The following is a 222-nucleotide window of genomic DNA, read 5'->3' on the forward strand; positions in this document are numbered from 1 at the left end:
GGCTCTTTGCAATCTACTCGCTATCGGACTGCTGTGTTTTTGGCTGTGGCCCACGGGCCAGATGCTGTGTGTGATTTTCGACGAATGGCTGTTTCACCTGCTCAATGACCCACTGGCGACCAGCGCAATCTGGCTGCACATGTGGGCCGTGGCCAGTCTGCGCCCTTTTGATGCGGTGGTTGGCGTGATTTTGCTGGCGCTGCTGGTTCGCGGTGACTGGGT

1 protein-coding gene is annotated in these 222 nt (G+C 58.1%); it reads left to right on the top strand.

Annotation, left to right across the window (positions count from 1 at the left end; translation table 11 throughout):
• The coding region (locus tag AC0608_RS13955) for a hypothetical protein (RefSeq protein WP_478289501.1) at positions 1-222 on the top strand (222 nt) is incomplete at both ends.

The organism is Flavobacterium sp. GNP008, from assembly GCF_056428965.1.